Genomic DNA, 214 nt, shown 5'->3' on the forward strand with positions numbered 1-214 from the left:
CCATTAAAGCTATATTCCATTCCGGTTTCAGCAGTGATGCTGAAAGATCCGGTTGCTTCGTCACAAGTTGGTTGAGAAACTTCACCGGCTACTACAGGAGCATCAGGAGTTTCAGGTTGAGCGTTTATTGTTACAGAAAGCTCTTCCGATTCACATCCGTCAGCGTTTCTTGCAACAACAGTATAAGTATCGGCAGCAAGTTCAGACCAGGAAG

General features: G+C 45.3%; 1 protein-coding gene. It reads right to left on the reverse strand.

From position 1 onward, the window contains the following. The coding region (locus tag LB465_RS18285; protein WP_224471337.1) for a hypothetical protein at positions 1-214 on the reverse strand (214 nt) is incomplete at both ends.

Origin of the sequence: Salegentibacter lacus (assembly GCF_020164555.1) — a bacterium.
GTDB lineage: Bacteria > Bacteroidota > Bacteroidia > Flavobacteriales > Flavobacteriaceae > Salegentibacter > Salegentibacter lacus.